The organism is Dokdonella soli (genome assembly GCF_039523175.1).
Classification (GTDB): Bacteria; Pseudomonadota; Gammaproteobacteria; order Xanthomonadales; family Rhodanobacteraceae; genus Dokdonella_A; species Dokdonella_A soli.
The window spans coordinates 26,986-51,579 of sequence record NZ_BAAAEU010000006.1 but is presented as its reverse complement, the minus strand read 5'-3'; the positions used below and the strand labels follow the sequence as shown (position 1 = coordinate 51,579).

Sequence of the window (24,594 nt, the reverse complement as noted above, 5' to 3'; positions counted from 1 at the left end):
AACTGGCGATGGGAGCCGGTCGCCGGCGAGCCTCGCAGATTCGTCATCCTGGCGAGCGCCGGGATCCGGCGTCTCTGCGGGAGCGCGCATAAAGGGCGCTGGGTCCCGGCGTTCGCCGGGACGACGGGCATGTGTTCTTTCCCGGCTCCCGGATTTATCCGCGCATGCGCCGATAGATCGCCCACGGCAGCGCGCGAACGAGCAACGCGATCAACGCGAATCGGCGCGGCAGGTACCAGCGCGCGGAGCCGCGTGCGAGGCGATCGACCACCGTTCTTGCGACGACGTCCGGATCGACAGCCGGGATCGGCAGGCGCAGGCCATGGGTCAGATTCGTCGCGAGGAAACCGAGCCGGTACAGCTGCACGCGGAGCTCGCTCGGCGGATGACGCTGGCGCAGGCTCTCGTACAGCGATTCCAGACCGCGCTTGGTGGCCGCATAGACGACATTGCGGTCGCGGCCGCGTACGGCAGCGACGCTGCCGAACAGAACGACCACGCCACGCGCGTCGAGCAGCCGCGGCAGCAGCGCATGCGCGATCGTGAGTGGGGCATGCAGGTTGATCGCGAGCAGCTCGCCGATGCGCGCTGCATCGAGCGTCAGATCGTCATCCGCGCGCGACATGCCGATCGGCAGCAACAGGGCGGACAGCGGGGACAGGCCCTCGAGCGCCGCTGCAATGCGCGCGCCGGGGTCCGCCTCGCGACCCAGATCGAGCGCCAGCGCGCGCACAGCGACGCCGTGGCGAAGATTGAGATCCGCTGCGAGCGCCTCGAGGTCGCGCGCATCCGAGGCCACCAGCAACAGGTCATGCTGGCGACGCGCGAGTTCGCTGGCCAGCGCGCGCCCCAGTCCGCTCGATGCACCGACCACGAGCGCGGTCACAGCGCGAGCCTTCGTGCGAGTTCCGACGTATGCAGGCCGCCCGGGTTGTGAGTGGCGAGACGCAGACGCGCCGCTTCGAAGTCCGCGATCGCGCGGTGCGCGATCGCCGCGTCCAGCGTCGAATCCTTGATCAGGTTCGGGCGGCCGCCGTGGCTGATCGCGATCTCCGCCAGCGTTTCGAGGAATGCCCGTTGCGCCGGCATGGCCGGCGCCGGCACGTGGATCGCGAGCGCTATGCCCTTGCCGTCGAAGCCGAAGCCCTCCGGCGTACCGGCGAACAGCTTGCTGGCGATCAGCGCGATCAGCGGTCGCGTGCGTGCGACCGTTTCAGCCAGGGCAGCGGCGAACGCATCGAAACGCGTGTGCGGAACCAGCCACTGCGCCTCGGCCATGCCGGTCCGGCCGTAGCCCGCGAAGTACCCGCGCGCCCGATTGAGCGGGAACAGCGCGTCGGCGAGGGTCATCTCGGACTGCCCCGGACGGCACCAGCGTGCGCCGAGCCAAGTGTTGGCTGCGGCGATACCGGCGCGGTTCCATAGTGCGAATGGCAGCGGTGCGATCGTTGCCGGCAGGTCGCGCGCCGGCGGCGGCAGCGCCGTGGGTCCGGCTTCGCGCGCATCGCTGGTGAGGCCGACGCGGATCACTCCGCGCCCGAAACATTGCGCGCGACCATCGTGCCAGCCATACAGCACCGGCGCGTTCGCGGCTTCGCGCAACACGCGTGCGGCTTCGGCGAGGTTCTGCACGGGTACGCGACGCATCACCAGCGCATTCGGCGGGCGAGCGAGCCGCAAGGTCGCGCGTGTGATGGTGCCGGTCAGGCCGAAGCCGGCGAAGGTCGCGTTGAACAGTTCCGCATTCCGGTTCGTGCTTGCGACCACCGTGCCGCGTGTCGGTGCGCTCAGTTCGATCGCCTCGATCTGCATTCGGAACGTGCCGTCGCGCGCCGGATTCTTGCCGTGCACGTCGGCCGCGATGCAGCCGCCGATGCTCGCGCCGGGATGGCCGGGCGCGACCGGCAGGTACCAGCCATGCGCGAGCGCGAAACGCTGCAGGTCGGCGATGCGCATGCCGGCTTCGACGGTGAGGCGGCCCGCGTCGGCGTCGAACGCGAGCAGGCGGTCGAAGGCGCCGAGGTCCTGGCTGACCGCCGCGTTGCCGAAGCTCGCGCCGACATAGGAAACACCCCCACCGCGCGCGATGCGCGGTGTGTCCGCGGGCAAAGCATCGAGCAGACGATAGCGATCAGGCTTCTGCACGCGACTGCGCGCCCGGAACTGGCGATCGAAGCTGACGAGGTCGACGTCGGCGAGTGCGTAGCCGCGCATCTCATGCATCGTCTTCGTGACCCGTATCGGCCTGGAACAGCTGTTCGAGATCCGCGCGCGCTTCCTTGGCCGACTGCAACAGCGCGGCTTCGTCGTCGTAGACCGGGTACTGGTTCGCGAGCACGCGCTCGTCGTGCTTGCGGAAACGTTGCACGTAGTCCGCCGCGGTCGCCTTGTCGTAGCCGAGCGCCTCGAATACGCCGCGCGCGATTTCCAGACTCGAGAAGAACGTGTCGCGCACGATGTTGTCGATGTTGAGATCCATCAGCTTGAACACGTGCTGGCGGTTGCGCGCGCGCGCGAACACCTTGAGGTGCGGGAAGTGGCGCTTGAGCAGGCGCGCGGTACGCAGGTTCGAATCCGGATCCTCGGTCGTGATCACGAAGATCTCGGCGCGGTCGGCCTGTGCGGCGCGCAGCAGGTCGAGTCGCGACGCGTCGCCGTAGAACACGGTGTTGCCGAAGTGACGCATGAAGTCGACCTGTTCCGGATCGGCCTCCAGTGCGGTGAACGGGATCCGGTTCGCGTTGAGCATGCGCGCGACGATCTGGCCGACGCGGCCCATGCCGGCAACGATCACACGCGGCGTCGCTGCGTCGAGCTTGTCGAATTCGCGCGTGGGTTTCGCCTTGGTGGCCGGCGCGATCTCCGCGCGCAAGCGCACCAGCAGCGGCGTCGCGGCCATCGACAACGTGATCACCAGGATCGCGAGATCGCGTTGCCCGCCGCTGATCAGCGCGTTGGCCGCGGCCAGGCCGAACACGACGAACGCGAATTCGCCGCCCTGCGCAAGCAATGCGGCGAGTGCGACTGATTGCGCGTTGTCCTCGCGCGCGGCTCCGCGCGAGACGGCATACAGGACCAGGGCCTTCAGCGCGAGCAGCGCGAGCAGCAGCGTGCCGACCAGCTGCGGCTGGCCCATCGCCATCTTCACGTCGAGCGACATGCCGACGCCGATGAAGAAAAGGCCGAGCAGCAGTCCGCGGAACGGCTCGATCTGCGCCTCGATCTCGTGGCGGTATTCCGAATCGGCGAGCAGCACACCGGCAAGGAATGCACCCAGCGACATCGAGATGCCGGCAAGCTGCATCAGCCACGCGGTGCCGATCACGACCAGCAGCGCGGTCGCGGTGAACACCTCCGGCGTGCCGACCTTCGCTGCGGCACGGAACATCGGCCGCAGCAGGTAGCGGCCGCCGACCACGACCACCGCGATGGTCAGGATCACGCGCAGTGCAGCGATCAGTTCGTCGGTCCCGCTGGCGGCGCTCGCGTGGCCGCCGCCGAGGATCGGGATCAGCGCGAGGATCGGGATCGCGGCAACGTCCTGGAACAGCAGGATCGCGAAACCGAGCCGGCCGTGCGCGCTGGTCAGTTCCTTGCGCTCGGCCAGCAACTGCAGGTCGATCGCGGTCGAGGACAGCGCGAGGCCGAGGCCGACGATCAGCGCGGCCTTCCAGCTCAGTCCGAACGCGAACGCGATGCCGCCGATCAACGCCGCGGTCGCGACCATCTGCAGGCTGCCCGCACCGAACACGCTGCGCCGCATGACCCACAGCCGCTGCGGGGAAACCTCCATGCCGATCACGAACAGCATCAGCACGACGCCGAATTCGGAGACCTGTCCGATCTGTTCGGTGTTGCCGATCAGGCCGAGCCCGGATGGTCCGATCAGCGCACCGGCACCGAGGTAGCCAAGCACCGCGCCGAGCCGCCAGCGCTTGGCCAGCGGCACCGCGATCACGGTCGCCAGCAGAAGAATGACTGCGTATTGCAGGAAGCCGTGGTTTTCCACGCGTACTCCATCGAATTCGCAGGAATTATGGCATGTGCGGTCCGCGCGATGACCGCTTCGAAGAGCCCTGCATGCAGCCGTGTCGCAGCTGCTGAGACCGGCCGGTTGCAAGCTCCCGCAGCATCCGATGCAGGAGTTCCGTCATGCTCGTCGCACCGCTGGCGTTGCCCGAACGCTCCCTGTCACGCCGTCGTGGCGCACCGACGCGCCGCACGTTGCTCGCGGGCTCCCGGCGCCGCGACGAAGCCGCCGCGTTATCGGCGCGTCCCACCGTTCTGTGCGTGTGGCTCGCGATCGGCCTGGGCGTGCTTCTGTGCATACCGGCCGCGCGCGGCGATGCACTGCTTGGCGCGACGCTGCCGTTCTGGCTGGTCGCCGCACCGTTGCTCGATCTGGCCTGGGTGAAGCGTGCGGGTCTGCTGGACACGGTGCGGCGACGGCTTCGCCTGACGCGTATGCGCAGGCGGGCCACCGGAGCCGTGCACGTGTCCGCGAAGCGCAAGGGAACGCGCCACTGAGCCGCAAGACCGTGTGCGGCACCCGGCAGGCATCGATGGCGCTCAGCTGCGCAGGCCGAGCCTCTTCCGCTCCATTCGGCGAAGGAACTCGTCCATGATGCGCCGATACAGGTCCTCGCCGAGATAGGCGTCCTCGACGCCGGCGTCGATCGACGGGTTGTCGTTGACTTCGATGACCGCGAGACGGTCGCCGGCCTGTTTCAGGTCGACGCCGTAGAGGCCGTCGCCGATCGCCGCGGTCGCGCGCAGCGCGAGCTTGACCACGTCGTTCGGCGCCTCGCGCACTGGCAAGGTCTCGAAACCGCCGGATTTCGCGGTGCCCTTGGCACCGTGGTTGTAGATCTGCCAGTGGCCGCGCGACATGTAGTACTTGCACGCATACAGCGGCTCGCGATTGAGGATGCCGATGCGCCAGTCGAATTCGGTGAACATGAATTCCTGCGCGAGCACCAGCGCGGTGTGCTGGAACAGGTCGTCGGCCGCCTTCTTCAGGTGCTCGGCGTCCTCGACCTTGACGATGCCGCGCGAGAACGAACCGTCCGGGATCTTCAGCACGATCGGAAAGCCGAGCAGGTCGGGCAGCTCGGCGAGCTTCTTCGGCTCGTCGCGATACAGGATCTCGGTGCGCGGCGTCGGCAGCTTGCGCGACTTCATCAGGTCGTGCAGGTAGATCTTGTTCGTGCACTTCAGGATCGAGCTCGGATCGTCGATGACGACCATGTCCTCCTTCTCCGCGCGGTTGGCGAAGCGGTAGGTGTGGTTGTCGAGTGCGGTCGTCTCGCGGATGAAAAGCCCGTCGTATTCGGCGAGTTTGCTGTAGTCGTTCTTGGTGAGCGCGTCGACTTCGATGCCGAGTTCGGCGCCGGCCTCGACGAACAGCTTCAGCGCGCGCTTGTTCGACGGCGGCATCGGATCGTTCGGATCGGCCAGCATGGCCAGGTCGAAACGGAACTTCTTGCGCGCGCGCGGCTTGCGCCAGAGCTTCTTCGAGAATTTGTCGAGCGCCTGCGCGAAGCCGTCCTCCTGCGAATCGGACAGCGTGTGCAGGCCGGTCGGTTTGATCGCGGCGATCTGCCAGACCCGCTCGCGCTCGAACTCGATGCGCAGGATCGGGCACGGAAACGTCTCGAACACCTGGCGCGCAAGATCCTCCAGCGCCGGATACGAGGTCTCGCCGAAGTAGAGCAGGATGCCGAAGTCGGTGGTGTCGCGGCCGCCGGCCGGCAGGAAATTGCCGAGCTTGCCGTTGAGGTCCTCGATGTCGAGGCCGTACAGCGAGCGCCGGCGCAGGTCGTTGATCGCGCGCACCGACGGGATCACCTTGTGCCCGCGCGCCTCGGCCAGCAGCGACACGTAGTAGCCGGTGCCAAGATACTTGTAGTTGCGGCACAGGTTGATGACCTGGGTGCGCTCGTCGTCGGCGCCGATCGGCTCCTTCAGGTAGTCCTGGGCGGTGACGACATTGTCGGACGGATAGTAGGAACCCCAGTCCGAGGCTTTTTCGACGACGATGACGAGCCGGCTCATGCGGGACGCCTGGATGGAAGGTTCGAGGGCGCGAGCCGCTTCAGTTCATCGCTCGGTCGGGCAGGCATGGCGGGCGCGGCGATGGGCATGGTTTGCGGCGCGCAGTGTACACAGCACTGCGCGTTCGTGCAGCGCCGCCGGCGCGATGAAGTGAACATGAACAATCCGCCCCGGGCGCGTTGCGGTTGGCGACCGCAACGACTAGGCTGCGCGCCGTGCTGGCGCATGCCCTATCCATCCCTGCCGAGAGTCGCGCGATGACCGATGCCCATATCCGTCGCGCCACGATGGGTGATCTCGATGCGTTGGTCGAGCTTGAGAACTCGGTGTTCGAGGTCGAGCGCATGAGCGCGCGGCAGCTGCGCCGCCATCTGGAAAGCCTGAGCGCGGAAGTCTTCGTCGCTACGCGAGAACGCCGCGTGGTCGGCGCCGCGGTGCTGTTCTTCCGTCGCGCCAGCAACGTCGCACGCCTGTATTCGATCGCGGTCGCCCCCAGCGAACGTGGCGGCGGCATCGGCGAGGGCTTGCTGGTGGCCGCAGAACAGGCGGCGCGCCGGCGCGGCAGCCGCTCGTTGCGCCTCGAGGTGCGCAGCGACAACGCCGGGGCGCAGCGCCTCTACGAGCGCCACGGCTATCACCACTTCGGACTGCACCGCGCCTACTACGAGGACGGCCACGACGCGCAGCGCTACGAGAAGGCGCTGGCCTGAGCCTCAGTCGGCGCGACTGCGTTCCGCGTTCACCAGCCCGTCGCCTTGAGTTTGTCCGCGGTGGCCGCATCGGAAGGGCGTGCGACCAGTCCACCGGCTGCAGCCAGCGTCACCTCGAAGCGACCTCCGTCGACCAGCGGCAGGTACGCGGCGTTGCCATAGTCCGCGTCGACCCACGGCAGCCAGCCGGGAAAACGTTGCTTGAGTTGCCATAGATCCGTCATCGGCGAGGACGACAGCGCGACCACGCTTTTCGGCGCCGTGCTTTCCGTTGCCGTGTCCCGGTAGCGGCCGCTGATCCGGTCCAGCCGATACAGTGGCGGCGCACCGAGCACGACGGCGCGCGTATCCCATTTGATCACGCGCGCATCGAGCTGCCAGTCGTCGCCGGCGAGTTCGACCTCGCGTCGCACGCCATCCGGCGTGGCGATCGTGACCGCATAGTGCTGCGGGTCGAGCCGGCGCGTCTCGATCTGCGCGACCGGTGCCTCCGCGGCCAGGCGGCGCCAGCCGAGCAGCATGCCGCCGGCGAGGCCGCCGAGCATGGCGAGCAGCAGGAACACCAGGCACCACACCAGGCGATGCCCCGCCGCGAATCGGCGCCGACCGCGCCAGTGCCGCCGCGCACGCGCGCCTTGCGCAAGCGCGAGCAGTACGCAGAAGCCTGCGAATACGAAAAGCCCGGCAAGGAACGGCGTCAGCGACATGCTCCCAAGCATACCGGTTCGTCCGGCGAACGCTCGCTATACTTCGCACACGCCATTGCCGGACCTCGCCATGTCACGCCATCGCCCGTTCCACCGCATCGCCGTGCTCGTACTGGTCGCGTTGCTGCTCGCCGCCTGCGGCAACAAGGGGCCGCTGGTCAAGCCGACGCCGAAGCCCGCTTCAACGCCGGCACAGGCGCCCGTCGCCCAGCCGGCGCAGGCGCCGGAAGCGGCTGATCACTGACGCAGGAATCCGCGTGGGCCTTCGTTTCAGCAAGATGCACGGCCTCGGCAACGATTTCGTGATCGTCGATGGCCGCACGACACCCCTCGCGCTCGATGCGAACGCGATCCGCCTGCTCGGCGACCGCCATTTCGGCGTCGGCTTCGACCAGCTGCTGACGATCGAGCCGGCGCGCGATCCATCCTGTGCATTCGCGTACGGCATCTGGAACACCGACGGCACGCGATCGGGCCAGTGCGGCAACGGTCTGCGCTGCGTCGCGCGCTGGCTCGCACGCGCGGGCGTGCTCGCCGATGGCGTGACGCGGCTCGAGAGCCCGTCCGGTCCGGTCACGGTTGAGCTGCTGGTGGATGGCCGCGTGCGCGCCGACATGGGCGAGCCACGCTTCGATCCCGCGCTGGTGCCGATCGTCGTCGATCGCCGCTCGATCGACACGGCCAACGCGCTCTACACGATCGATGTCGCCGGCCGCGATGTCGGGATCGGCGCGGTTTCGATGGGCAATCCGCATGCGCTCGTCGAAGTCGACGACGTCGCCGGCGCGCCGGTCGAGGCGCTCGGCCCGCAGATCGAACATGCGGCTGCGTTTCCGCAAGGTTGCAACGTCGGCTTCGCGCAGATCGTTTCGCGCGATGCGATCCGCTTGCGCGTCTGGGAACGCGGCGTCGGTGAAACCCTGGCCTGCGGCAGCGGCGCCTGCGCCGCGGTTGCGGTGCTGCGCCGACGCGCTAAGCTCGACGCCGAAGTCCGCGTCGCGCTGCCGGGAGGCGAACTCGGCATTCACTGGGACGGTCCGGGTCACACGCTCTGGATGAGCGGCCCGGCGACGTTCGTGTTCGAAGGCGACTGGCACGGATGAGCGCTGACACTATCTGCAGACAACCTGTCACTCGTCGCCCCGGCGTACGCCGGGGCCTAGCGTCTTTGGGTGAACATGAAGGCACTGGGTCCCGGCGTACGCCGGGACGACGAGCTTGTGCTGAACACCGATGAGGATCCCATGAGCGAACTCAGCGTCAAGGACGGTCTCACCGCGATGGAAGTCGCGAGCTACCTGCGCCGCCATCCGGAATTTCTCAACGAGTTTCCGGATATCGCGCTCGCTCTGGTGCTGCCGCGCGAGCAGGGCTCAGCGGCGTCGCTGGCGAGCTACCAGCTCGACGTGCTGCGCGACAAGAACCGCGACCTCGGCCGGCGTTTGCACGAGCTGATCGAGATCGCGCATGAGAACGAGACGCTGATGGTGCGCGTGCACACGCTGACGCTGGCGTTGATGCGTGCCAAAACCCTGCCGGAGACCGCGAGCTCGGTGGCGGCCGCGCTGACCGAGGACTTCAACACCGATCTGGTGCGCCTGGTGCTGTTCCGCGCCGATCCCGATCTGCCCGCCGCCGAATGGCTGATCGCCGAACCCTCGGGTGCGGCTGCGTTCCCCGCGTTCACCGAATTTTTCAAGCGCGCCGAGCCGCTGTGCGGGCGCCTGCAGCAGGACAAGCTCGATACGCTGTTTGGCGCGAAGGCTGTCGAAGTGCATTCGGCGGTGCTGCTGCCGATCGGCTCGGTCGGAATGCTCGCGGTCGGCAGTCATGATGCGAACCGCTTCCATCCGGGCATGGGCACGGTGTTCCTGAAGCTGATCGGCGAGGCAGTCTCGACTGCACTCGCGCGCTTCCCGCGTTGAGAGCCTGCTCATGGTCTTCCAACATCCCGCGTTGCTCCGCAGAGGCTGTCAGGTGGTAGTGCGTTGCGCCGGACAGGCTGGCTGCCTTTCCAAGCGACGCGCTGCCGCATGGCGGCCTCTGCGGAGCAACCCGAAGGGCCGGGTCGGTTTGTCCGCAGGCCTTCGTCATCGCTCGGTCGTGGATCGGCATCCACTCCCTCGCTCTTCCTCGCCCTGCGAACAAACCGGCTCCGGCGCGGGACGCTGGAAGACCATGAGCAGGCTCTAATGACCGCGACGCTCGCCGGCAGCGTCGACCGGTTCCTGGGTTACCTGAGCCACGAACGCCGCTACGCGCCGAGCACGATCGAACACTACGCGCTTGCACTGGCGCGGCTGCTCGATTTCGCCGAAACGCAAGGTCTGCGGCTGTGGCGCGAACTCAAACCCGACCAGGCGCAGGCGCTGCTCGCCGAAGAGCATCGCGTCAAGCGCTACTCGCCCGCGACCCTGCGCGGGATCGCCTCGGCCTGGCGCAGCTTCTTCCGCTTCCTCGCACGCGAGGGCGAAGTGGTGACCAATCCGGCGATCGGGCTGCGCTCGCCGAAGGTCAAGCGCAAGCTGCCCGAGGTGCTCGATGCGGACGAGATGGCCCAGCTGGTCGAAGTGCCCGGCGACGATGCCGAGGCGGTGCGCGATCGCGCACTGCTGGAACTCCTGTATTCCAGCGGCCTGCGCGTCGCCGAACTCTGCGGTGTGCGCTGGCGCGATCTCGACGCGGGTGACGGCATGCTGCGCGTGACGGGCAAGGGCTCGAAGACGCGCATCGTGCCGGTCGGTGTGAAAGCGCTGGCGGCGCTTGCGGCCCTGCGCGAGCAGGATCGCCCGGCCGACGAGGATCCGCTGGTGCGCGGCCGCGGCGGCAAGCCGCTGTCGCCGAACGGCGTGCGCGCAAGGCTCAAGCGCCGCGCGCAGGAGCAGGGCGTCTGGAAGCGCGTCTATCCGCATCTGCTGCGGCATTCCTGCGCGAGCCACCTGCTCGAATCCTCGGGCGACCTGCGTGCGGTGCAGGAACTGCTCGGCCACGCCGACATCGGCACCACGCAGATCTACACGCATCTGGATTTCCAGCACCTGGCCAAGGTCTACGATGCCGCGCATCCGCGCGCGCGGCGCAAGCGCGAATAGCGCGCGCTTGGCTTGGTAGGAGCGGCTTCAGCCGCGATGCCTTCAGCCCTCCCCTTCAAGGAGGGTTGGGACAAACGAAGAAGCATCGCGGCTGAAGCCGCTCCTACAATGCATCAAAGGGTTGCAATCGCCTTTCCCAGCCCCACCTCGGCTTTTCCGCAACTGGTTGAAGCCCATGGATAGTTTCCACGCCACCACCATTGTCTCCGTACGTCGCGGCGAGCGTGTCGTGATTGGCGGCGACGGTCAGGTCACGCTCGGCAACACGGTCATGAAGGCGAACGCGAAGAAGATCCGTCGCCTCGGCAGGGGCGACGTGTTGGCGGGCTTCGCCGGCGCGACCGCCGACGCGTTCACCCTGTTCGAGCTGTTCGAGCAGAAACTCGAGAAGCATGGCGGCAACCTCACGCGCGCTGCGGTCGAGCTGGCCAAGGACTGGCGCACCGAGCGCCGCCTGGGTCGCCTCGAGGCCCTGCTCGCAGTCGCCGACAAGTCGACCTCGCTGATCATCTCCGGCAACGGTGACGTGCTCGAGCCCGAGAATGGCCTGATCGCGATCGGCTCCGGCGGCCCGTTCGCGCTGGCCGCGGCGAAGGCGCTGCTCGAGCACACCGAGCTCGATCCGCGCGCGATCGTCGAGAAGGCGTTGAACATCGCCGGCGACATCTGCATCTACACCAATCACAACACGACGATCGAAGAACTTTGATCTCGTCATTCCGGCGCAGGCCGGAATCCAGTTTGCTTTTCACTCTTCAAGATCAAAATGGATTCCGGCCTGCGCCGGAATGACGGCGAAGAAACCTCATCCGCAGATTCCCAAGCCATGTCCGAATTGACCCCCCGCGAAATCGTCAACGAACTCGACCGCTACATCATCGGCCAGAACGCGGCCAAGCGCGCGGTCGCGATCGCGCTGCGCAACCGCTGGCGGCGCATGCAGCTCGAACCGGCATTGCGCGAGGAAGTCACGCCGAAGAACATCCTGATGATCGGCCCGACCGGCGTCGGCAAGACCGAGATCGCGCGGCGCCTTGCCGCACTCGCGAACGCGCCGTTCATCAAGGTCGAAGCGACCAAGTTCACCGAGGTCGGTTACGTCGGCAAGGATGTCGAGCAGATCGTGCGCGACCTCGCCGACACCGCGGTCAAGATGGTGCGCGAGCAGGCCAAGGCGCGCGTGCGCTCGCAAGCCGAGGACCGCGCCGAGGACCGCATCCTCGATGCGCTGCTGCCACGCCGCCAAGGCGGTGTCGGCTTCGCCAACGAGCCGCAGCCGCATGATGCGCACGCGGCCGACACACGCCAGAAACTGCGCAAACAGCTACGCGAGGGCGCGCTCGACGAGCGTGAGATCGAGCTCGATTTCGCGATGAACGTCGGCGTCGAGATCATGGCGCCGCCCGGCATGGAGGAGATGACCAGCCAGCTGCGCGGCATGTTCCAGTCGCTGGCCGGGCAGCGCAGCCAGTCGCGCAAGTTGCCGATCGCGCAGGCACGCCCGCTGCTGATCGAGGAGGAAGCCGGCAAGCTGGTCAACGACGAGGAGATCAAGACCCAGGCGATCACGAGCTGCGAGCAGAACGGCATCGTCTTCATCGACGAGATCGACAAGATCGCGCAGCGTGGTGAATGGAGCGGCGCCGGCGTGTCACGTGAAGGCGTGCAGCGCGACCTGCTGCCGCTGGTGGAAGGTTCCGCGGTGGCGACCAAGTACGGCATCGTCAAGACCGACCACATCCTGTTCATCGCCTCGGGCGCGTTCTCGCTGGCCAAGCCATCGGATCTGGTGCCCGAATTGCAGGGCCGCTTCCCGATCCGCGTCGAGCTTGCCGCGCTCAGCGCCGACGACTTCCGGCGCATCCTGTCCGAACCGCAGCACGCGCTGACCAAGCAGTACACCGCGCTGCTCGGCACCGAGGGTGTCAGCGTGGAATTCACGGCGGATGGCGTTACGCGCCTCGCCGAGATCGCATTCCAGGTCAACGAGCGCACCGAGAACATCGGCGCGCGCCGCTTGCACACCGTGCTCGAACGCCTGCTCGACGAAATCTCGTACGTCGCCGCCGACAAGGGCGGCGAGCACTACCGGATCGACGCCGCCTATGTCGATGCGCATCTCGGTGGATTCGTGAAGGACGAGGATTTGTCGCGCTATATCCTTTGAAGGGGAACAGGACCGAGGGCTGAAGAGCGGCGCCTTTCCAGCCCTTTCCTTGCACCTTCGCCTCTGGTACCCGACCATACGCATATGACCACTGTCGTTCCCTTCAAGGCGCGCGGCGTGCGCGCCGAACTTCGCGACGCGCTCGAGCAGCGTGTTCCTCTGCGCATCCAGCGCGAGCGCGTGCAGCCGGGCGTGATCCACGGCTACGTCGTCGCGTTGTCGCGTGAGTTCTGCCTGATCGCCGAGGTCGGCGATGCGATGCGTTTCGACGGCCACATCGCGATCGCGGTGGCGGACATCACTTCGCTCGAAGCGGATCCGTCGCGTGAGTTCGTCGACAAGGCGCTTGCGCTGCGCGGCGAGCCATTGCTGGTGCCGCAAGGTTTCAACCTCGACGACTGGGCTGCGATCGCGCGCTCGGCCGCCGCCTGCGCGCCGCTGATCTCGGTCAACATGGTCGAGGACGACGAGGGCGAGATCAGCTACGTCGGCCAGCTCGCCTCCGTCGAGGCCAACGCGCTGGTGTTGCGCGAACTCGATCCGAACGCGCAATGGTATCCGGATACCGGCGCCTACGAATTCGAGGCGGTCGGCTCGATCGGCTTCGGCTCGGGCTATCTCGATGCGCTGTGGCAGGTCGCCGGCGCACCGGGCGATCCGCTGAAGCCGCGCGCGCCGATGTCCGACACGGTTCACTAGTGCGATCATCCATGATCGCCGCTCGCTGGAATGTCGAAGCGGCGGCACGGTCCGCGCGATCAGGTGAGTCCAGAGCGGCCATCCGCGGCCGCACTTTTCACGAACAGCGGCTTCGTGGCGACGCGGCTCGAGGTCGACTTCGGGAAGGCCCGAACAGGTCGTCATCCCGGCGAAGGCCGGGATCCAGCGCCTTTGCGATTCGGTGACGACGCCGGGTTCCGGCTTTGCCGGAATGACGAAATTCGACTTGTTCAGAGATTCCTGTCCGATGGCCAGTCCGGTTCCGACCAACATCACCCTGCACCGCGCCTCGCATGTGCTCGAGGTCGCGTTCGACAACGGCGATACATTCCGCCTGCCTGCCGAATACCTGCGTGTGCATTCGCCGAGCGCGGAAGTGCAGGGGCACGGTCCCGGCCAGCGCGTGTTGGTCGCCGGCAAGCAGCACGTGAACATCGATGCGGTCGAGCCGGTCGGCAACTACGCCGTGCTGCTGCGCTTCTCCGACGGCCATGCGACCGGCCTGTTCTCCTGGGACGTGCTCCACGAACTCGGCCGCGACCATGCCAGCAACTGGCAGGCGTACCTGGATGCACTCGCCGCGGCCGGTTTGTCACGCAGCTGACGGTTGCGTGCCCCATCGCGGGCGGTGCATGCGTCGGATCGTGACGTCGGCAGCATCGTCCCGCGCTTGCGGTACGATGCGCACATGAGCGAAGCGACCGGCAAGACAGGCACCACGCATTTCGGTTACCGCGACGTACCCGAGGCCGACAAGGCGCGGCTCGTCGGCGAAGTGTTCACCTCGGTCGCACGCAATTACGACGTGATGAACGACCTGATGTCGTTCGGCGTCCATCGCCTGTGGAAGCGCTATTTCGTCGCGACCAGCGGCGTGCGCGACGGCGATCGCGTGCTCGATCTCGCCGGCGGCACCGGCGACATCGCCGCGTTGCTGCTGCCGAAGGTGGGCACGACGGGCAATGTCGTGGTTGGCGACATCAACGGCGATATGCTGCGCGTCGGCCGCAACCGCCTGCTTGATCGCGGCCAGCTGCACGGTCTCGACTGGGCGCAGATGGACGCGGAAGCGTTGCCGTTCCCGGATCGGAGCTTCGACTGCGTGACGATGGCGTTCGGCCTGCGCAACGTCACGCGCAAGGAGAACGCGCTGGCTGAAATCCATCGCGTCCTGAAGATCGGCGGCCGCGCGCTGGTGCTCGAATTCTCGGCCGTGCGTTCGGAATTCCTGAAGCCGCTCTACGATTTCCATTCGTTCCAGGTGCTGCCGCGTATTGGCCAGCTGATCGCTGGCGACGACGCGAGCTATCGCTACCTCGCCGAATCGATCCGGAAGCACCCGGACCAGGCCACGCTGAAGGCGATGATGGAAGCTGCCGGCCTCGCTCGAGTCGACGTGCGCAATCTCTCGGCCGGTATCGTCGCGATCCATCGCGGCTATCGCGTCTGAGTCCTACGCCGTGCGCGTGCTGGTCACCGGCGCCTATGGCTTTATCGGGGCACAGGTCGTCACCGCGCTGAGTGCTGCCGGTCACGAGGTGGTTTGCGCAGTGCGCGCCGGACGGCGCGATGAACGCTTCCCCCCAATGCGCGCGCTGGCTTGTGACATGAGCTCCGACCTGCATGAGGAAGACTGGCTGTCGCGCCTCGAGGGCATCGACGCGGTGGTCAACTGCGCCGGCATCCTGCGTGAACGTGGTCGTGACACGTTCGAGGCCGTGCATGTCGCGGCGCCGCTCGCACTGTTCCGCGCCGGCGCGCGCGCCGGCATCCGCCGTGTCGTGCAGATTTCCGCGCTCGGCGATCCGGCCGACAGCGAGTTCGTCGCATCCAAGCATCGTTGCGACGCCAGCTTGCTCGCGCTGGATCTTGACGCCGTCGTGCTGCGCCCTTCGGTGGTCTACAGTGCCGCCGGTTCGTACGGCGGCACATCGCTGCTGCGCGCACTGGCGGCTCTGCCCGGCGTACTGCTCCTGCCCGGCAGCGGTGAGCAGCGCCTGCAGCCGATCGCGGTGGAAGATATCGGATTGGTCGTGGCAGCGGTCCTGGCGCGCCCCGGCATCGCGCGTACGACGTTCGAGGTCGTCGGCCCCGAGGTCATCTCGCTGGCCGACTATCTGCGTTCGTGGCGTCAGTGGCTCGGCTACGGTCGTGCGCGCGAAGTGCGCGTGCCGCGCTGGCTGGTGGCCGCTGGCGCGACGCTGGGCCAAGCGCTGGGGCGGGGACCGTTCGGACTCACGATGCTGCGCATGCTCGATCGCGGCAATGTCGGCACGGCTGGCGCCCTGCATCGCCTCGGCAACCGGCTCGGTGTCACCACGCGCACGTTGTCACACGCGCTCGCTGCTGCGCCGACGCAGACGCAGGACCGCTGGCATGCGCGACTCTACTTCGTGCTGCCGGCGCTGCGGATCAGCCTTGCGCTGTTGTGGATCGCATCGGGGCTGCTCGGCCTGCTGCTGCCGCCGCACCACGTGGACGCCGTGACGCAAGCGGGCCCGCTTCCGGCCGCGACCGCGTTGATGCTCGCGCGCGTCTGCGGCGCGGTGGACTTCATACTCGGCACCCTCTGCCTTGTCCGCTGGCGACCGCGGCTCGTGCTGGCGCTGATGCTCGTGATGCTGGCCGGCTATACGGTCATGATCGGCCTGCTCTGGCCGCACAACTGGCTCGATCCGCTGGGTGGCCTGGTTAAGAATCTCCCTTTGATCGCCGTGCTGTTGGCTCTGCTGGCGACCGAGGAGCGACGATGAACGCCTACCTCGCGCTGAAGACCGTGCACATCGTGTCCGCGGCGTTGTTGTTCGGCACCGGCCTCGGCACTGCGTTCTTCATGTGGTTCACGCATCGCAGTGGGGACATCGCCGCGATCGCGCGCGTCGCGCGACTGACCGTGCGCGCCGACTGGCTGTTCACGGCGCCGGCGGTGATCGTGCAGCCGCTGAGCGGATTCGCGATGTTGCATCTGGCCGGCTTCGACTGGCGCCTGCCGTGGATCCGGCTCGCAATGCTGCTTTATCTGGTCGCTGGCGCATGCTGGATTCCCGTGGTGTTCCTGCAGCGGCGCGCGCGTGATCTGGCCATTCGTGCGGTGCACGAGGGAAGTGCATTGCCGGCGACGTATCGGCGCGTGATGCGCTGGTGGTTCGCGCTTGGCTGGCCCGCGTTCCTCGCGGTACTGGCGATCTACTGGCTGATGGTGGCCAAGCCGGAGCTGTGGGGCTGAGCTCGTCGTAGTCCGTTCGTCACACGTATCGCCGCGTGGTTTCGGTGACAATTCCGCTTAATCCTTTCGTTGTCTATCCTGGGAGTCGCCGTGTTCCTTTCACGCCTCATTGCCTGCTCCGCATTACTGTTCGCGTTCGATGCCGCCGCCGCTGTCGATCCGCACAGTTACGCGAACACCGAGCAGGTGACCGTGCGCGCGCTTGCACTCGATCTATCCGTCGACTTCGGCAAGCGTGAACTCACAGGTGCTGCGGATCTCACGCTCGACTGGCACGACAAGGCTGCACGCGAACTCGTGCTCGATACGCGTGACCTCACGATCGAGAAGATCGACGCGCTCGATGCCGACGGCAGCGCGCATGCGGCGCGCTACACATTGGCCAGGCGCGATGCGATCCGCGGTTCCGCGCTGCGCATCGCGCTCGCTGCCCAGGCGCCACGCGTTCGCGTCCACTATCACGCCGCGTCGAAAGCATCAGGGCTGCAGTGGATGACGCCGGCCCAGACCGCCGGCAAGCAGCAGCCGTTCATGTATTCGCAGTCCGAATCGATCCACGCGCGCAGCTGGGTGCCGCTGCAGGACACGCCGTCGGTGCGCTTCACCTACACCGCGCGCGTGCAGGTGCCGACGGCGCTGCGTGCGGTGATGAGTGCGGACAACGACGCGAAGCACGCGCTCGACGGCGACTATCGCTTCACGATGGACCAGCCGATTCCGTCCTACCTGCTCGCGATCGCGATCGGCAATCTCGCGGTGCGCGAGACCGGTCCGCGCAGCGCGGTCTATGCGGAGCCGTCGGTCGTCGAAGCGGCGGCCAAGGAATTTGCCGACACTGAGAAGATGATTGCGACCACCGAGAAGCTCTACGGCCCGTACCGCTGGGGCCGCTACGACATCCTCGTGCTGCCGCCGAGCTTCCCGTTCGGCGGCATGGAGAATCCGCGCCTGACCTTCGCCACGCCGACCGTGATCGTCGGCGACAAGAGCCTGGTTTCGCTGGTCGCGCATGAGCTCGCGCATTCGTGGTCCGGCAACCTCGTCACCAATGCGAGCTGGAAGCACATGTGGCTCAACGAGGGTTTCACGACCTATGTCGAGAATCGCATCGTCGAGGCGGTTTACGGCAAGGCGCAGGCCGACGAGGAATTCATCCTGGCGTCCGACGAACTGCGCCGTGAAATCAAGGACACGCCGAAGCCCGCACAGCGCCTCGTGCCGGATGTCGAGGACGCCGACGATGCCGGCTCGGATTTCGCGTACGTCAAGGGCGCCTGGTTGCTGCGCACACTGGAGGCGAAGTTCGGCCGCGAGGCCTTCGACGCTTACCTTCGCGGCTACTTCGACCACTTCGCATTCCAGAGCATCACCACCGAGCAGATGCTCACGTACCTCGCGCCTAACTTGCTCGACAAGTATCCGGGCCGGATGAGCCTTGCCGACGTCAAGGCCTGGATCGACGAACCCGGAATTCCGAAAGATGCCGCCATGCCGACTTCTCTTCGCTTCGAAGCGATCGCGGCCGCGCGCAAGGCATGGCTGGCCGGCACGCGCAAGCCCGCCGATATCGGCGCGAAGGACTGGAACACGCAAGAGTGGATGTACTTCCTCGACGGTCTGCCGCAGACGGTCGCGCGCGAAAAGCTCACGACGTTCGATGCGGCCTGGCACCTGACCGGCGCTGCGAACGCCGAAATCGCGCGGCGCTGGTATCTGGTCGCGATCCGCAACGACTACCAGCCGGCGCGCGCCGCGATGGCCGAGTACATGACGCGCATCGGCCGTCGCTACCTCGTCGTGCCGCTGTACGAGGCGCTGGCGAAGACGCCGGACGGCAAGGACTTCGCGCGCGGCGTCTACGCGAAAGCCAAGCCGGGCTACCACCCGATGACGCAGGTCAGCGTCGAGAAAGCACTCGCGAAGAAGCACTGATCGATGGCCGCCGCGCGCACCAGCGCGCTGAGACGGATCGATCAGCCCGCTTCGAGGCTGCTCAGCTCGCGTTTCGCCGCATCGAGCCATTCGTGCTCCTTGCGGCGGTAGTAGCGTGGTGCGAGCTGCGCACGCCTGAGCATGTCGTTGAACACGTGACGCGCTTCGTCCATGCGCGCGCGTTTGCGCAGCAGGCTCGCGAAGCGGAAGCGCGCCTGCTCGCCGGGATAGCTGCGCGCAAGCACTTCGTATTCCTGCAGCGCCGCATCGTGTTCGCCAAGCTCCTCGAGGCAGCGCGCATAAAGCAGGTGGCCATCGCTGGAGCGGAAGTCGGGATTGGCCTTGATCAGCGCATCCAGCGTTGCGCGCGCGGCCGCGTAATCGAGGCATCCCGCTTGTGCCTGCGCCAGGCCGAGCATGAACAGCGGTTCGGTTGCATACATGCCCTTGAGGATCGACTGGTACAGTTCCGCGGCATTGCGGTAGTCGCCCTGGCGGATGCACTCCTCAGCGAGCGTGCGACGGTTGTCGGCGGTGTCGGCGAGCTCCAGCCGCTGCCGGATGTGCCGGCGCTGGCGCTCGGGATCGAGCGTGTTGAGCACCTGCTTGGTCACCTTGCGGCTGCGTGGATCGTTGCGCAGATCCGGGAGCACCGCGACGAGCACGTAGACGATCACGGCGAGGTACGAGCCGATCAGCAGCAGCCAGATCCAGTACAGAGGCCGGCCGCTGCGCGCGACGTGGATCGCACAGAGGATCTGCAGGGCGAGCGATGCGAGGACGAGTATCGGCATGGCGCTGCGGGACGGTCGCGGGAAAGGCCGCATCCTGCGCATTCCGCGCGCGCCGCGCAAGCGCGTCGCAGGATCTGCGACCGTACTCGCGCAGCATCTCCTGCGCAGCGGACGCTGCTCCGCCCCAAGGATGGGGCTTCCTCCTCTGGTGGTTTCCTGGCGCGGCGCTGCCGTCAGCGGCGCCGCGCATTTTTTCTTGTGCGTACGACTACTTCGACGCGACGGGTTGCGTGCGATGGAAGTCCGCGCCGGCTTTCCAATCGGGGAACCTGGTTTCGTCGGCGAGTTTCCTGCCGACCGCATGGAACGCCTTGAGGTCGTCGATCACGCCGCGAAAATCCCAGTTCGGATCGTAGACGTCGCTCGGCTTGTGGTAGTGGTTCGCGGTGTAGTCGGCATAGGCCTTGCGGCCGGCTTCCTCGCCGCCATCGACGAGGTTCAGTCCTGAGCGCGCGTACAGCACCGGCACGCCAAGTCGGGCGAAGTTGAGCTGGTCGGAGCGGAAGAAGAAGCCCTTCTCCGGCGCGTCGTCGGGCACGATCGTGCGGCCTTCTGTCGTCGCGGCCTGCTGGATGTAATCGTCGAGCTGCGACTGGCCCCAGCTGATCACGGCGATGTCCTTCGCCGGCCCCATGATCGGCAGCGCGTCCATGTTGATGTCGGCGACGGTCTTGTCGAGTGGAAATACCGGATGCGTCACGTAGTAGCGCGAGCCGAGCAGACCGGCTTCCTCGAGCGTGTCGGCGAGGAACAGGATCGAGCGCTGCGGCGGCGGGTTCTGGTGTGCGAATGCCTCGGCGATTTCGAGCAGGCCGGCGATGCCGGTGCCGTTGTCGATCGCGCCGTGGTAGATCGGGTCGCCCTTGAGGTTGGGGTCGCGGCCGAAGTGATCCCAGTGCGCCGAGTAGACGATCACTTCTTCGGGCCGTGTGCTGCCAGGCAGCAGGCCGAGCACGTTCTCGGAACTCGAATGCTCGATCCTGCTCTTGAACCCGAGCGAAAGCGTCGCGCCGACTTCGGTCGACTTGAAGCCGCGCAGGTCCGCGCTCTTCTTCAGTTCGTCGAAGTTCCTGCCGGCCTTCGCGAACAGGCGCTGTGCGGCTTCGGTGGTCAGCCAGCCGGCGGCGGACAGACGCGGCGCCGGGTCCTCGCTCGGTGGCAGCGAATCCTGCGGGCCGGACCAGCTGTTGACCACGACGTCCCACGGATAACCCGCGCCCGGCGTCTCGTGCACGATGAGGCAGGCCACAGCGCCCTTGCGGGCGGCTTCCTCGTACTTGTAGGTCCAGCGACCGTAGTAGGTCAGGGCGCGGCCCTTGAACAGCGTGTCGTCGTGGTTGCCCCAGCCCGGATCGTTGATCAGCACGATCACGGTCTTGCCTTTCACGTCGAGCCCGGCGTAGTCGTTCCACTGGTATTCCGGCGCGTCGACGCCGTAGCCGGCGAAGACGATATCCGATTCCTTGATGTCGGCGGCCGGGCTCGCCGTCAGCGAGCCGACGATCATGTCCTTGCGGTACGCGAACGTCTCCGTTCCACCGCCGGCTTTGATGGTCGCGCTCACCTGATCGGGATCGAGCAGTGTCGTCTCGACCATCGGCACCGTCTGCCCCCAGTCACCGCGATTGCCGGGTTTGAGCCCGATCTGCGCGAACTGATCCTTGATCCACGCGGTCGTCGTGCGCTCGCCTTGCGTGCCCGGTTTGCGCCCTTCGAACTCGTCGGACGACACCTTCTTCAGGCGCGCGGCGAAATCCTCGGCGGTGATGTCGGCAGAATAGTGGCCGTCGGCGGTCGGCACGACCGGTGCGGGCTTGGCCGGATGCGCGGGAGCTGACGATCCGGCGATCGGCGCCGATTCCTGCGGCTGGCAGGCAGCGAGCAGCAGGATCAGCGACGCGCTGAGCGTGCTGCGAAGGGCGAACGGGCGCATGGGGAAACTCCACTGCAGTGGAAGCGACGATTCTAGCGCTCATGTCTGGCGCTCATGGTTCGGCCGGTCCGCGCGGCCGCAGCCGGCACGGGGACGGGTCAAGTCACGGGTGCCGTCGGAGACGGCGCCGGGCACCGGCAATTCGTGGCCGCGACAGGGCGCATGCGGGCTGCCGATCGACGGATGCCGCGATTCCACCCACGCACATCCGCGGGCCAGAGTGTGCGAGCGCCGCGACGACCGGCGCACTGAATCGTCGCGTTGCCCCGGTCCTGTTTTCCGGTCCTTGCGCCGGGCCATCCAGTCCCGGAAACTGCCCGGCAGAGGCTATTGACGTCCAGCCATGCGCACGTCGTCCTTCTTTGCCGAACTCAGGCGCCGCAACGTGCTGCGTGCCGGTGCGTTTTACGCCGCGGCCGGCTGGCTGCTGGTGCAGATCGCGACCCAGGTGTTTCCGTTCTTCGACATCCCGAACTGGGCGGTGCGGCTGATCGTGATTGCGGTGGTCGTCGGTTTCCCGTTCGCGCTCGCGTTCTCGTGGTTCTACGAGCTGACGCCGGAAGGCATCAAGCGCGAGAGCGAGATCGATCCGGCCGAGTCGATCACGTATCACACCGGCAAGAAGCTGGATCGCTGGATCATCGCCGCACTGTGTCTCGCCGTGGTGGTGCTGCTCGCCAACAGCTTCGTGCTGCGCAGAGACGAAGCGCCCGCGGTGACGGAGAAGTCGATCGCGGTGCTGCCGTTCGAGAATCTCTCTGAAGAGAAGTCCAACGCCTATTTCGCCGACGGCATCCAGGACGAGATCCTGACCCGGCTCGCGAAGATCGGCGCGCTCAAGGTGATCTCGCGCACCTCGACGCGGCAGTACGCGGCCAAGCCCGGCAACCTCGGCGAGATCGCACGCCAGCTCGGCGTCGCGAACATCCTCGAGGGCAGCGTGCAGAAGGCCGGCGATGCGGTGCACATCACCGTGCAGCTGATCAAGGCGGCGACCGACGAGCATCTCTGGGCCGAGAGCTACGACCGCAAGCTCGACAACGTCTTCGGCGTCGAGGGCGAGGTCGCGCAGGCGATCGCGAGCGAGCTCGAGGTCAAACTCAGCGGTGGCGAGCAGGCCGCGATAGCGAGGCGGCCGACCAGTCATCCCGACGCCTATGATGCGTATCTGCGAGGCCTCGCGTTCGAGTCGCGCGGCCTGACCTCGGCGTTGGACGTCCCTCGCGAGGCGGCGAGCCGCTTCGCCGAGTCGGTGCGGCTCGATCCCGGCTTCGCACTGGCCTGGGCGCACCTCGCGATCGTCAGGAGCTACATGTACGCCAATCTCGTCGATCGCACGCCGACCGCGCTGGCGGAGATGAAGCAGGCCGCCGACACCGCGTTGCGTCTGCAGCCGGAACTCGGCGAAGCACATCTCGCGCTCGGCTACTACCGTTACCGTGGCCTGCGTGACTTCGACGGCGCGCTGCGCGATTTCGAGCAGGCACGGGAACGGCTGCCGAACAGCGCCGACGTGCTCGCCGCGATCGGCTACATCGAGCGCCGACAGGGCCGGTGGCAGGATTCCGTCGCGCATCTGGAGCAGGCGACCCGCCTTACCCCGCGCGACCTGACCGTGTTCGTGGAGCTCGCCACGAACTACGCCGCGCTGCGCGAGTTCGCGACCGCGCGCGCCACGCTCGACCGCGCGCTAGCGATCGCGCCGGGCGCGTCGAACCTGATCGCGGCAAAGGCTGGCGTCTGGCTGCGCGAGGGCGACCTCGACGAGGCCGGCAAACTGCTCGGCGCGCTGTCGCCGCGCCCCGAAGACGAGGAAACCCTGATGGTCCAGGTCTGCGGATTCGAGTACCGGCGCGACTTCGCCGCGGCGATCGGCGCGCTGAACGCCGCGCTGGCGCAACCGGAACCGCCGCTTGGCGCCAATCGCGCGTTCTACCTGATCTCGCTTGCGACCGCGCAGCTATGGTCCGGCGATGCCGACGCCGCGCGCGCGAATTTCACGCAGGCGGCGAACCTCGCCGAGGCCTATGGCAAGACCGCTGCGGACGACCCGCATGTCGCGCAAGTGCTCGCGGTCGCGTACGCCGGCCTCGGCGACAAGGCGCGCGCGTTGCGCGAGGCGCAGCATGCGATCGACGTCAACGCCGGCGACGCGGTCGTGAAGCCGAACATGGAAACGACACAGGCGCAGATCCAGGCGTACTTCGGCGACGCCGATGCGGCGATCGCGACGCTGCCGCATCTTCTGGCGGTGCCGAACGGTCTCACCGTCGCTGACCTGCGTTTCAATCCCCTGTGGGATCCGCTGCGCAAGGATCCGCGTTTCCAGAAGTTGATCGCAGGTGGCACGACGGCGAAGCGATGAGCGCGCCGCGGGTCGGCTCAGGGATGGTCGCCCGAGAACTTCTGCGCGGTTGCGCCGGACACCGTGCCGATCTTCGCGCTGTCGCTGACGAAGAGATCGACGTCGCGGCGGAACTCCAGCGTACCGGTGACGACCGCGCGCGGGCCGATCACGACGCGCGGATTGCGCGCCTTGCCCCACGACCAGCCGTGCGGTTTGTCGATGATGATGCCGCCCTCGACACGCGAGTCCGCGCCGATCTCGATGTCGCCGCTGACCGTCTCGATGCCGCCGCCGATATGCGCGGCGTCCAGCGTGAAGCGGCCGTTGACGTTGGAGACATGCCCGGCGATATCGGCGCCCTTGCCGAGCTGCACGCTGCCGTTGACTGCTTCGACGGTCTTGGCGACCTTCGTGCCGGCGCCGAGCCCGATGCCGCCGTTCACGGTATTGATCGAGACGACCGTTGCGCGGTCGCCGATGTCGATGCCGCCGTTGACGGTGGACACCTTCTCCGCGCTCGCGCCGTCGGCCATGCGGATGCTGCCGTTGACGGTGCTCAGATTGCCGGCCTGCTGGTCGCCTTCGATATGGATCGATCCGTTGACCTTGTCGACGTCGATGCCGCGCGCGAAGGCGGCGCCGGCGACGCACAGCGAGAGGAGGGCGGCGGTCAGCGCGAGTTTGCGATACATGGGTGTCTCCGATGGCGGTTGGGTGCGTGCCTAGGATGCAGCATCCTGGCGCAGGGTTTAGAGCGCTCTCAAGCCCCCAGCCGGGAGAGAAGTTGCCTGCGCGGCAATGCTGCAAATCGTGCTGAGTCGATGCTCGACACCGTTCGCCCTGAGGTATCGAAGGGTGAACGGCTTCGGGCCGTTCCCGCTATGCAAAACGGCAGTCCTGCCGTTTTGTCGC

The 24,594-nt window shown here is 67.1% G+C and carries 23 protein-coding genes; 15 read left to right on the top strand and 8 right to left on the bottom strand.

What is annotated here, in order from left to right; genetic code table 11:
* Positions 1-154 precede the first annotated feature (154 nt).
* Genes ABD002_RS05945 through ABD002_RS05935 form a run of 3 tightly spaced genes read right to left on the bottom strand, consistent with a single transcriptional unit; the run spans position 155 to position 4,009 of the window.
* Complete coding sequence (locus ABD002_RS05945; RefSeq protein WP_343788175.1) at positions 155-886, bottom strand: SDR family NAD(P)-dependent oxidoreductase; 732 nt, start codon at positions 884-886, stop codon at positions 155-157.
* Positions 883-2,223 carry an FAD-binding oxidoreductase gene (locus ABD002_RS05940; RefSeq protein ID WP_343788173.1) on the bottom strand — a complete coding sequence of 447 codons (1,341 nt, stop codon included), beginning with the start codon at positions 2,221-2,223 and terminating at the stop codon, positions 883-885. Before ABD002_RS05940 ends, ABD002_RS05945 begins: the two co-directional genes overlap by 4 nt.
* Entirely contained in the window at positions 2,216-4,009 is a 1,794-nt protein-coding gene (locus ABD002_RS05935; protein WP_343788171.1) for a monovalent cation:proton antiporter-2 (CPA2) family protein, read from the bottom strand. The genes ABD002_RS05940 and ABD002_RS05935 overlap by 8 nt, the downstream gene beginning before the upstream one ends.
* 143 nt (positions 4,010-4,152) lie before the next feature.
* Here ABD002_RS05935 and ABD002_RS05930 point away from each other — a divergent pair, with 143 nt between their 5' ends.
* A complete protein-coding gene (locus ABD002_RS05930; RefSeq protein WP_343788169.1) occupies positions 4,153-4,527 on the top strand; it encodes a hypothetical protein in 375 nt (124 codons plus the stop codon).
* A 42-nt stretch (positions 4,528-4,569) separates the two neighbouring features.
* Here ABD002_RS05930 and ABD002_RS05925 read toward each other — a convergent pair whose 3' ends face one another.
* The gene (locus ABD002_RS05925) at positions 4,570-6,054 is read right to left on the bottom strand and encodes a RimK family protein (RefSeq protein WP_343788167.1); all 1,485 of its coding nucleotides are present in this window, start codon (positions 6,052-6,054) and stop codon (positions 4,570-4,572) included.
* 257 nt (positions 6,055-6,311) lie between these two features.
* Here ABD002_RS05925 and ABD002_RS05920 point away from each other — a divergent pair, with 257 nt between their 5' ends.
* Positions 6,312-6,764 carry a GNAT family N-acetyltransferase gene (locus ABD002_RS05920; protein ID WP_343788165.1) on the top strand — a complete coding sequence of 151 codons (453 nt, stop codon included), beginning with the start codon at positions 6,312-6,314 and terminating at the stop codon, positions 6,762-6,764.
* Between the two features lie 29 nt (positions 6,765-6,793).
* Here the strand turns inward: ABD002_RS05920 and ABD002_RS05915 are convergent, their stop codons facing one another.
* A complete protein-coding gene (locus ABD002_RS05915) occupies positions 6,794-7,471 on the bottom strand; it encodes a hypothetical protein (RefSeq protein ID WP_343788163.1) in 678 nt (225 codons plus the stop codon).
* Between the two features lie 70 nt (positions 7,472-7,541).
* On the opposite strand from ABD002_RS05915, the gene lptM reads away from it, so the two are divergent.
* The 12 genes from lptM (at position 7,542) to ABD002_RS05855 (ending at position 18,608) form a co-directional block, all read left to right on the top strand.
* Complete coding sequence (gene lptM / locus ABD002_RS05910) at positions 7,542-7,715, top strand: LPS translocon maturation chaperone LptM (RefSeq protein WP_343788161.1); 174 nt, start codon at positions 7,542-7,544, stop codon at positions 7,713-7,715.
* A gap of 13 nt (positions 7,716-7,728) precedes the next feature.
* Positions 7,729-8,574: a diaminopimelate epimerase gene (dapF, locus tag ABD002_RS05905; protein ID WP_343788159.1), complete on the top strand. Its 846-nt coding sequence runs from the start codon at positions 7,729-7,731 to the stop codon at positions 8,572-8,574.
* A 141-nt stretch (positions 8,575-8,715) separates the two neighbouring features.
* Positions 8,716-9,396: a DUF484 family protein gene (locus ABD002_RS05900; protein ID WP_343788157.1), complete on the top strand. Its 681-nt coding sequence runs from the start codon at positions 8,716-8,718 to the stop codon at positions 9,394-9,396.
* A 267-nt stretch (positions 9,397-9,663) separates the two neighbouring features.
* On the top strand, positions 9,664-10,563 hold the full coding sequence (locus ABD002_RS05895; protein ID WP_343788154.1) for a tyrosine recombinase XerC: 900 nt from the start codon (positions 9,664-9,666) through the stop codon (positions 10,561-10,563).
* 175 nt (positions 10,564-10,738) lie between these two features.
* Positions 10,739-11,272 carry an ATP-dependent protease subunit HslV gene (hslV, locus tag ABD002_RS05890; protein WP_343788152.1) on the top strand — a complete coding sequence of 178 codons (534 nt, stop codon included), beginning with the start codon at positions 10,739-10,741 and terminating at the stop codon, positions 11,270-11,272.
* 117 nt (positions 11,273-11,389) lie between these two features.
* On the top strand, positions 11,390-12,730 hold the full coding sequence (hslU, locus tag ABD002_RS05885) for an ATP-dependent protease ATPase subunit HslU (protein WP_343788151.1): 1,341 nt from the start codon (positions 11,390-11,392) through the stop codon (positions 12,728-12,730).
* Positions 12,731-12,814: 84 nt separating this feature from the next.
* Positions 12,815-13,429, top strand: a complete 615-nt coding sequence (locus tag ABD002_RS05880) for a hypothetical protein (protein ID WP_343788149.1) — start codon at positions 12,815-12,817, stop codon at positions 13,427-13,429.
* A gap of 268 nt (positions 13,430-13,697) precedes the next feature.
* The gene (locus ABD002_RS05875; protein ID WP_343788147.1) at positions 13,698-14,054 is read left to right on the top strand and encodes a gamma-butyrobetaine hydroxylase family protein; all 357 of its coding nucleotides are present in this window, start codon (positions 13,698-13,700) and stop codon (positions 14,052-14,054) included.
* A gap of 84 nt (positions 14,055-14,138) precedes the next feature.
* A complete protein-coding gene (gene ubiE / locus ABD002_RS05870) occupies positions 14,139-14,900 on the top strand; it encodes a bifunctional demethylmenaquinone methyltransferase/2-methoxy-6-polyprenyl-1,4-benzoquinol methylase UbiE (protein WP_343788145.1) in 762 nt (253 codons plus the stop codon).
* A gap of 10 nt (positions 14,901-14,910) precedes the next feature.
* Positions 14,911-16,203: a DoxX-like family protein gene (locus ABD002_RS05865; RefSeq protein ID WP_343788143.1), complete on the top strand. Its 1,293-nt coding sequence runs from the start codon at positions 14,911-14,913 to the stop codon at positions 16,201-16,203.
* Entirely contained in the window at positions 16,200-16,676 is a 477-nt protein-coding gene (locus tag ABD002_RS05860; RefSeq protein ID WP_343788141.1) for a DUF2269 family protein, read from the top strand. The genes ABD002_RS05865 and ABD002_RS05860 overlap by 4 nt, the downstream gene beginning before the upstream one ends.
* A gap of 90 nt (positions 16,677-16,766) precedes the next feature.
* Positions 16,767-18,608, top strand: coding sequence for a M1 family metallopeptidase (locus ABD002_RS05855; protein ID WP_343788139.1), 1,842 nt, complete (start codon positions 16,767-16,769; stop codon positions 18,606-18,608).
* Between the two features lie 41 nt (positions 18,609-18,649).
* On the opposite strand, the gene ABD002_RS05850 is transcribed toward ABD002_RS05855, so the two are convergent.
* Together ABD002_RS05850 and ABD002_RS05845 are read right to left on the bottom strand one after the other, a co-directional pair.
* Positions 18,650-19,402, bottom strand: a complete 753-nt coding sequence (locus ABD002_RS05850) for a tetratricopeptide repeat protein (protein ID WP_343788137.1) — start codon at positions 19,400-19,402, stop codon at positions 18,650-18,652.
* A 208-nt stretch (positions 19,403-19,610) separates the two neighbouring features.
* The gene (locus tag ABD002_RS05845; RefSeq protein ID WP_343788135.1) at positions 19,611-21,335 is read right to left on the bottom strand and encodes a M28 family metallopeptidase; all 1,725 of its coding nucleotides are present in this window, start codon (positions 21,333-21,335) and stop codon (positions 19,611-19,613) included.
* A 343-nt stretch (positions 21,336-21,678) separates the two neighbouring features.
* Here ABD002_RS05845 and ABD002_RS05840 point away from each other — a divergent pair, with 343 nt between their 5' ends.
* Positions 21,679-23,700, top strand: a complete 2,022-nt coding sequence (locus tag ABD002_RS05840; RefSeq protein ID WP_343788133.1) for a hypothetical protein — start codon at positions 21,679-21,681, stop codon at positions 23,698-23,700.
* Between the two features lie 17 nt (positions 23,701-23,717).
* On the opposite strand, the gene ABD002_RS05835 is transcribed toward ABD002_RS05840, so the two are convergent.
* Positions 23,718-24,374, bottom strand: a complete 657-nt coding sequence (locus ABD002_RS05835; protein ID WP_343788131.1) for a DUF4097 family beta strand repeat-containing protein — start codon at positions 24,372-24,374, stop codon at positions 23,718-23,720.
* Positions 24,375-24,594 lie beyond the last annotated feature (220 nt).